This window comes from Scandinavium sp. UTDF21-P1B (assembly GCF_040750395.1).
GTDB lineage: Bacteria > Pseudomonadota > Gammaproteobacteria > Enterobacterales > Enterobacteriaceae > Scandinavium.
In genome coordinates this window covers 214,160-220,710 of sequence record NZ_JBFLVD010000025.1, presented here as the reverse complement: position 1 = coordinate 220,710, position 6,551 = coordinate 214,160, and the positions used below count along the sequence as shown (strand labels likewise).

The following is a 6,551-nucleotide window of genomic DNA, read 5'->3' as shown; positions in this document are numbered from 1 at the left end:
AAATGTTTTATAACAGTAAGCGTCGGCATGGTTCGAGCAATCAGATGTCACCGACAGAATATGAAAACCAGTATTATCAACGGCTCGGAAGTGTCTAGATTATCCGTGGCGATTCATAACCCGGGCTTCTTCCGCGTGAAGCTGTACGCCGTGCCGCACTTCCAGGTGGAAGGGATGGACGTCAATCTGTCTCTGGTTTCCCAGATGCCGAAGGCGAAATCGTAACTAAGGCAGGAAGCCGATGAAAACGGAACAACCGTTATGGGGCAGAGGGATTATGGTCTCGCCCCAGCACTTCCAGCAACAGGCCGCATATGCGGCCTGGTCTGCGGAATGCATCGCGCAAATGGGCCTGAGCCATCCCTGGGGGGTGATTGAGGCGGCATTTGAACCGGAGACGCTAAAGCTTGGCCGCCTACAGGCCCGCAGGCTGCATATTCGTTTTCAGGATGGCACGCTTGTTGATAGTGATAATGCCGACGGTCTTCCGTCGGTACTTTCGCTTGACGGCGAATCGCATGAAACCGTTGTGGTACTGGCGCTGCCGCTGTGGCGTGCCAATGGCGGCAACTGCCTGAAAACCGATGAAGTGGCTGAACGTCCGGTTCGCTATCGCCAGCGCTGGCATGATGTTCGCAATCAGTTTGGCGATGACAATCGCCAGATTGCGGTCCTGCAACCTGAGCTCAGCTTGCGCTTTGCCCACCAGAATAACAGCGATTATCTGACCTGCCCGGTGGCGCGCCTGCAGCAGGATTCTCAGGGTGTCTGGACGCTGGATGATACCTTCCTTCCTCCACTCTTGACGGTACGGAGCAGCCGCTGGTTAACCACACAGCTTGAACAACTGATGACGCAGCTTCGGGCGCGTCTGACGAGGCTGATGTCTATGCGTCGTGAGAGCAACGAGCGAATGGCTGACTTTGCGGTGGCCGATGTCTCCCTGTTCTGGCTACTCAATGCGCTCAACAGCGCGGAGCCCGTGCTGGGGCAATTTCAACGTTTTCCGCAAAGCGCCGTTGAGCGGCTGTTCCCGGAGCTGGCTCGTCTGGCGGGTAGCCTTCTGACGTTCTCCCTTGAGCACCAGGTCAGCGCTATTCCGGTTTATCAGCACGAGCATCTGAATGCGGTTTTCCCGCCGCTGTTCGACCTGTTAAGCGATTTACTGGAAGCCAGTCTTCCCTCCCGCGTGGTGTCCATTGAGCTCACGCATGACAAGCGCCTGCGTCAGTGGCTGGCTCGGTTGCAGGATCCACGCCTGCTGGAAGGGGCGGACTATTACCTGTCCGTACGTTCACCTGTTCCGGTGGCGCAGCTGCAGGAGCAGTTCCCCCGTCAATGTAAAGTCGGCAGCCCGGATTACGTTACAAGCCTGGTGAATGCCTCCCGGCAGGGTATTCCACTAAAACCCTTACGCCATGTCCCGGCGGCCATTCCGCTGCGCCTGGAGAACCAGTATTTCTCTCTGGACCTGTCCCACCCGGCCGCACAGGAAATGCTGGAGAGCGGCAGCTGTATGTTCTACACCCCAGGCACGCTCGGTGAACCTGAACTTGAACTCTTCGCGGTACTGAGAACATGAGTGAAAACAAGCGTGGAATGACCGCGCCCATCGATATAGATGCACTGTTGCAGGACACCTGGCTGCAGGTCATCAGCCTGCGCCACGGTCCAACGTTTCAGGAGGGCGAAGGCCGGGTGCTGTGGGAACGCTGCGTTGCAGATGTTGAACGCGTGCAACTGGCGTTGAAGGAGAAGGGGCTGGATGACGCCAGCTGCCTGCACATTCTTACCGCCCAGTGTGCGTTGATCGATGAAGCGGTGAAAAACCGTGGCCTGCAGGATGATGCCTGCGTCCAGTGGTATGACATTCCCCTGCAGGGCCATTTCCTGGGCACGATGGAAGCGGGAGATACGCTCTGTGACCGCATGCGTGACGTATTGCATGAACTTGCACCAGAGAGTGCCGTAGTGACCTGTTTCCAGCGTGTCATGATGCTGGGGTTCCTCGGTAGCTTCCGCTCGCTGAACGATCCGGAACGGCAAAAGCTGGTGAACGCGCTCAGTGAACACGTGGTGCCTTTTTCATATCCGCAAACGCATCCGATTCTCGCGGAAAGCCGCAGCGGGCGAGGGGTCGGTAACTGGTTTTCCTCCTGGCCTGTTCGCATTGTCGTTAGTGCCTTAGTGGTCACTGCACTGTGGTGGGGGCTGAACCACTGGCTGGATCAGATGCTGGTAACTCTGTTGCCTGGGGCGGTGAAATGAGTCCTGCGCAACAGCGTTGGCTTGCACTCTGGGCGGCTCTTTTGACGGGGACGATCTGCCTGGGCTTTCTGCCCGTGCCACGACTGGTTTCGGTCCTTATCCTGCTGATCGCCTGGGGTGGAATCGCTACGCTTCTGTACGTGGCCTCCCGCCATTCAGAACAAAACCTCACAGCGCGTCTCGATAATCTGCCGGAGGCGGCATATCGTCAGCCTGTTGTGCTTGTTTGTGGCGATTTACCCCAGGCGTGGCCAGAAGCATCGCAGGTGCTGACCGTGACGCATGGCTGCTGGATCCGCGTTGAAGAAAATCAGGATGTTGACCAGGTATCAGCAGCTACTGAAAGAAGGTGAAACCGTACTGAAAGCCGATCTGTTATCCAGCCGGGATGTGGTGGTGAAACCGGGCGGTGATGCCAGCCTCGATATGCCGATGGAAGCCGATGCGCAGTTCGTGGCCGTGGTCGGGTTGTTCCGTCATCCGGATATGGAGAATAACACCTGGAAGCTGGTCATTGAGCGGGAGGAATTGGACCCTGATAAACCACGCATTCTGGAAGCCGGAAACAACCATCTGACGCTACAGTCTGTTAAGGATAAGTGATGGCCCAGGGACACAATACCCCTTCGCTGTATGAACTGCTGGCGGGCAACTTCACCGGCGGCCTCGATCTCCATCAGGTCAGCGAACAAAACCAGGTGATTTTGTCCGTGCTCGACAACATGCAGCGGATCCTCAACTGCCGCGCCGGGACGCTGGCGCATTTGCCGGATTATGGCCTGCCGGATATGACCAAAATCCTGCAAGGCATGCCGGGCACCGCGCATCAGTTACTGAAGACGTTTTCCGACGTGTTGCTCAAATACGAGCCGCGCCTGAAAAGCATCAACGTCATCCTGCTCGACCAGCACATCCCCGGCGAGCTGCGCTACGCCATTGACGCCGAGCTGAAAGGCATCGGCCTTGTTCGCTACGGCACCGATTTTATGCCGGAGGGGCGGGTGCTTATTCGTCACCTCAAACAGCAGAACTACCTCGATACCAAAGCCCATTTATAAATCTTGTTCATTGGATGAAAACCACAGGGACAGCATGTCAGCCAAAGCACGATTCATGAAAAAACTCCAGCAGCAGACCCGCAGCCGGGCGTACGACAATAAAAGCCAGGCCGATATCGCCGAGTTTTGTGAGCGAATGGGCAAGCTTCAGGAAACAATGGAAAACTGGCTGGCCGACACGGGAATTTCCGTAGAGGCGGTCTCCGTATCGCTGGTTGAGTTTCTGATTAGCGGCAATACGTTCAGCGTGCCGGGTATCCATTTGCGTTATGAAAACCGGGTGGTGAAGTTCACGCCGGTATTTTTGTACGGGCAGGGCGTTGTCGGCTGTGTAGAAGTGACGCTCTGTATGCAGGGGCAGATAGCCTCGCTTTACCGGCTGTTTATGCGCTCAAGCAACGATGTGAGCTGGACCTGGAGCGTCAGCGGCAACAGGGCAGCACCCCGCGTCGCTTTTAACGAAGATGCCTTTTTTGAGATGATCGGCGCGCTGTTGCCCGATTAAGCCCCGCCTTTTTCTTATCCTCAGGGATGAAATCACTATGCACGATGTACAACCCCGCCCGGTGAAAACCGGCAGTGACCCGCGCGCGCTTTCTGACTTTATTGCGCTTCGCGAGGAGATGGCAAAGCTGACGCATCCGGCGCGCCCGGACGTGAACTGGCAGCAGGTGGAAGCGCTGTCGCTCTCGTTGTTTGAACTGAACGGCGTCGAGCTCCAGACCGGGGCGTGGTATACGCTCGCCCGCAGCCATCTGGCCCGCATAAATGGTCTGAATGAAGGGCTGACTATCCTGAATGCGCTGCTGAGCCACCAGTGGGCGCAGCTCTGGCCGCAGCCGGTTCATGCCCGCGCGGAAATCCTCAATGGCCTTTTTCAGCGCTTACAGAAGCTGTTTCGCACCTTTTCACTTAGCCATGGGGATTTACCGGCGCTGATACAGGCGCAAGGGCTGTTGCAGAGCATGTACGATATTCTGGCGCGTCAGGAGCTGAAGCATGCCTGTCAGACGACTCCGCTGATGCAGCAAATAAACAGCACATTAACCCGGCTGGAAAACAGCGCTTCGCCGAACGATACGCAACCAGCAGTAACGCTTCCGCCACAGGCGCTGGCTGCGGTGCCCGCGGAAGAGGAGGCCTCACCCGTTAGCCGCCTCGTGTACGTCATACGCCCTGAACCGGAGGTAAACGTGCAGGTTGTACAGGAAACGCCACCGGCGCCGAAGCGCTGGCCGGTGTTTTTGGCGGGAGCCTGTTCCGCACTGGTTGCCGGTGCCATCGCATTAACCGGCTGGCATTATGCACACAGTGTGGACGAAGCCGCTGATGCGCTTGTTGCTTCGGTGGCACCGCTTCCTCAGCCGCTGAGCACGACACAAATCCAGGCATTACAGCAATCGAGCAAAGTCAAACCTGACCCGGCAGCCTGGCTAAAAAGGGCATCATCACAGCTGGACAGGCTGGCTTCGCTGCCGCCCGACTGGGCATACCGGTATGGCAACGGGCTGCTGGCTCAGGCAAAGGTTCTGTGGCCCGATGACCCTGAAGTGGCAGGAATGAGCAGGCAGTGGCAACAACGAATGGCCGCCAGCGCAATTTCCGATGCTTCTCTGACTGGCTGGTATACCGGGATGCAGCAGCTGCAGCAGCTGGCAGACCGCCTCAACGCGCTGGATGGTCAAAAGGGCAAATACATTACCGTCAGTGAGCTGAAGTCGAGCGTATACGGGATGATAAACAGCTTCGGTCAGTCGATTCCGCTGGAGGAACAGTTACGCCTTCTGCAAACTCAGGAAGGCGACGCAGCGTTGGCTACACAGCAGCAGATCCTACAGCATTTTAGTGGCCTGCAGCATAGATATTCCTCGCTGGAGCAGCCTTGATTGCTGCTTCGATACGTTTCTCTTCAGTCACAAGAGACTCTTTCGTGCCTGAAAACGTTGACAAAATCCTGCATGTCGCAGCATTTATTCTGAACAATCCAATGAGAAATCCACGCCACAATCGTGAGCGACAGCTCCGGTGAACATTGCCAGAGATCAAATGAACGATAAGTCATTCCCTGACGAGGTCTCCGTAGGCTTTTCTGGCGGCACAACAGGGTTATAATGTGACGAGAATCACATTTGTGGCAATGGTAAGTGAAAAATGAAACATTTCTCTGTGAAAAGGAAGGGCTTCTCTTAATGGAAGAAAGAGCTTCGCGTGGTCCCGGCGGTATGCTGGCGCTGTGGGTTTTTTATGCGTTTTGTGGCTATTTTATCTGGGCTATGCTGCGCTACTTCTGGGTGGTCAGTCAGATCGATCCCAATCCCGGTGCCATGCCTGAAGGGGAGCTCGGTTTGACCATGGGGAAATGGCTGGGCGCGCTGTTCGGTTTTCTGGTGCTGAGCGTGGTGGGAGCTATCCTCGGTGGAATCGCCTGGTACACCCGGCCCCGTCGTTCTGAGCCATCGGGAAGCTGACATAAAAAGCTGCTATGCTCGCCTCTTCGTTCCGATAATGTAGAGAGGCGAATCCCCGTGCACTCCTGGCAACAGCGTTTTGAAGAGTGGTTGATGGCGCACCACATGGATGATGATGCGGCACATGATATTTCTCACTTTCGCCGCGTTTGGGCCACGGCTCAACGCTTGTCCGTCGATGAAGATGTCGACGAGCTTGTGATTCTCACCGCCTGCTATTTCCATGACATCGTCAGCCTGCCGAAAAATCACCCGGAGCGCAGCAGCTCTTCACGCCTGGCGGCCCAAAAAACGCGGACGATTCTGCATGAAGATTTTCCTGACTTCCCGGAATCGCTTCTCCCCGCGGTAATGCACGCCATCGAAGCACACAGCCACAGCGCAAATATACCCCCTGAAACGCTGGAAGCGAAGATCGTTCAGGATGCCGATCGGCTGGAATCATTAGGCGCGATTGGGCTCGCCCGCGTGTTTGCGGTGGCGGGAAAACTCAATTTTTCGTTGTTCAACGCCGACGATCCTTTTGCGGATTCGCGCCCGCTAAACGATAAGCGTTATGCCCTCGATCACTTCCAGAATAAGCTTCTTGGCCTGCCTGTCACAATGCAAACGGTGAAGGGGAAAGCGCTGGCAAATCACAATGCCCGCTATCTGGTCGAGTTTATGGCAAAAATCAGCGCTGAGCTGCAGGGCGATTATCTGGAGTACGATCGGGCGATTCTGGCGCGTTTTGCGCCGCCAGCCTGAGCCGGGATCG

8 protein-coding genes and 2 pseudogenes are annotated in these 6,551 nt (G+C 56.3%); all 10 read left to right on the top strand.

What is annotated here, in order from left to right; translation table 11 throughout:
• The coding region (locus AB1287_RS22485; protein ID WP_436799852.1) for a hypothetical protein at window positions 1-225 on the top strand (225 nt) is incomplete at its 5' end.
• A 16-nt stretch (window positions 226-241) separates the two neighbouring features.
• On the top strand, window positions 242-1,582 hold the full coding sequence (gene tssK / locus AB1287_RS18970) for a type VI secretion system baseplate subunit TssK (RefSeq protein ID WP_312627776.1): 1,341 nt from the start codon (window positions 242-244) through the stop codon (window positions 1,580-1,582).
• The gene (gene tssL / locus AB1287_RS18965; RefSeq protein WP_435618757.1) at window positions 1,579-2,268 is read left to right on the top strand and encodes a type VI secretion system protein TssL, short form; all 690 of its coding nucleotides are present in this window, start codon (window positions 1,579-1,581) and stop codon (window positions 2,266-2,268) included. The genes tssK and tssL overlap by 4 nt, the downstream gene beginning before the upstream one ends.
• Window positions 2,265-2,600, top strand: a pseudogene (locus AB1287_RS18960) (OmpA family protein); the annotation flags it as partial. The gene tssL and the pseudogene AB1287_RS18960, both read left to right, overlap by 4 nt.
• Window positions 2,590-2,871: pseudogene (gene tssJ, locus AB1287_RS18955) on the top strand (type VI secretion system lipoprotein TssJ); the annotation flags it as partial. The pseudogenes AB1287_RS18960 and tssJ, both read left to right, overlap by 11 nt.
• Window positions 2,871-3,326, top strand: coding sequence for a type VI secretion system baseplate subunit TssE (gene tssE / locus AB1287_RS18950; protein ID WP_435618756.1), 456 nt, complete (start codon window positions 2,871-2,873; stop codon window positions 3,324-3,326). The pseudogene tssJ and the gene tssE, both read left to right, overlap by 1 nt.
• Before the next feature lie 55 nt (window positions 3,327-3,381).
• Window positions 3,382-3,831 carry a hypothetical protein gene (locus AB1287_RS18945; protein ID WP_435618755.1) on the top strand — a complete coding sequence of 150 codons (450 nt, stop codon included), beginning with the start codon at window positions 3,382-3,384 and terminating at the stop codon, window positions 3,829-3,831.
• Between the two features lie 37 nt (window positions 3,832-3,868).
• Window positions 3,869-5,212, top strand: a complete 1,344-nt coding sequence (locus AB1287_RS18940; RefSeq protein ID WP_435618754.1) for a VasL domain-containing protein — start codon at window positions 3,869-3,871, stop codon at window positions 5,210-5,212.
• Window positions 5,213-5,515: 303 nt separating this feature from the next.
• Complete coding sequence (drpB, locus tag AB1287_RS18935; RefSeq protein ID WP_312627333.1) at window positions 5,516-5,794, top strand: cell division protein DrpB; 279 nt, start codon at window positions 5,516-5,518, stop codon at window positions 5,792-5,794.
• 51 nt (window positions 5,795-5,845) lie between these two features.
• Window positions 5,846-6,541: a phosphohydrolase gene (locus AB1287_RS18930; RefSeq protein WP_435618763.1), complete on the top strand. Its 696-nt coding sequence runs from the start codon at window positions 5,846-5,848 to the stop codon at window positions 6,539-6,541.
• Window positions 6,542-6,551 lie beyond the last annotated feature (10 nt).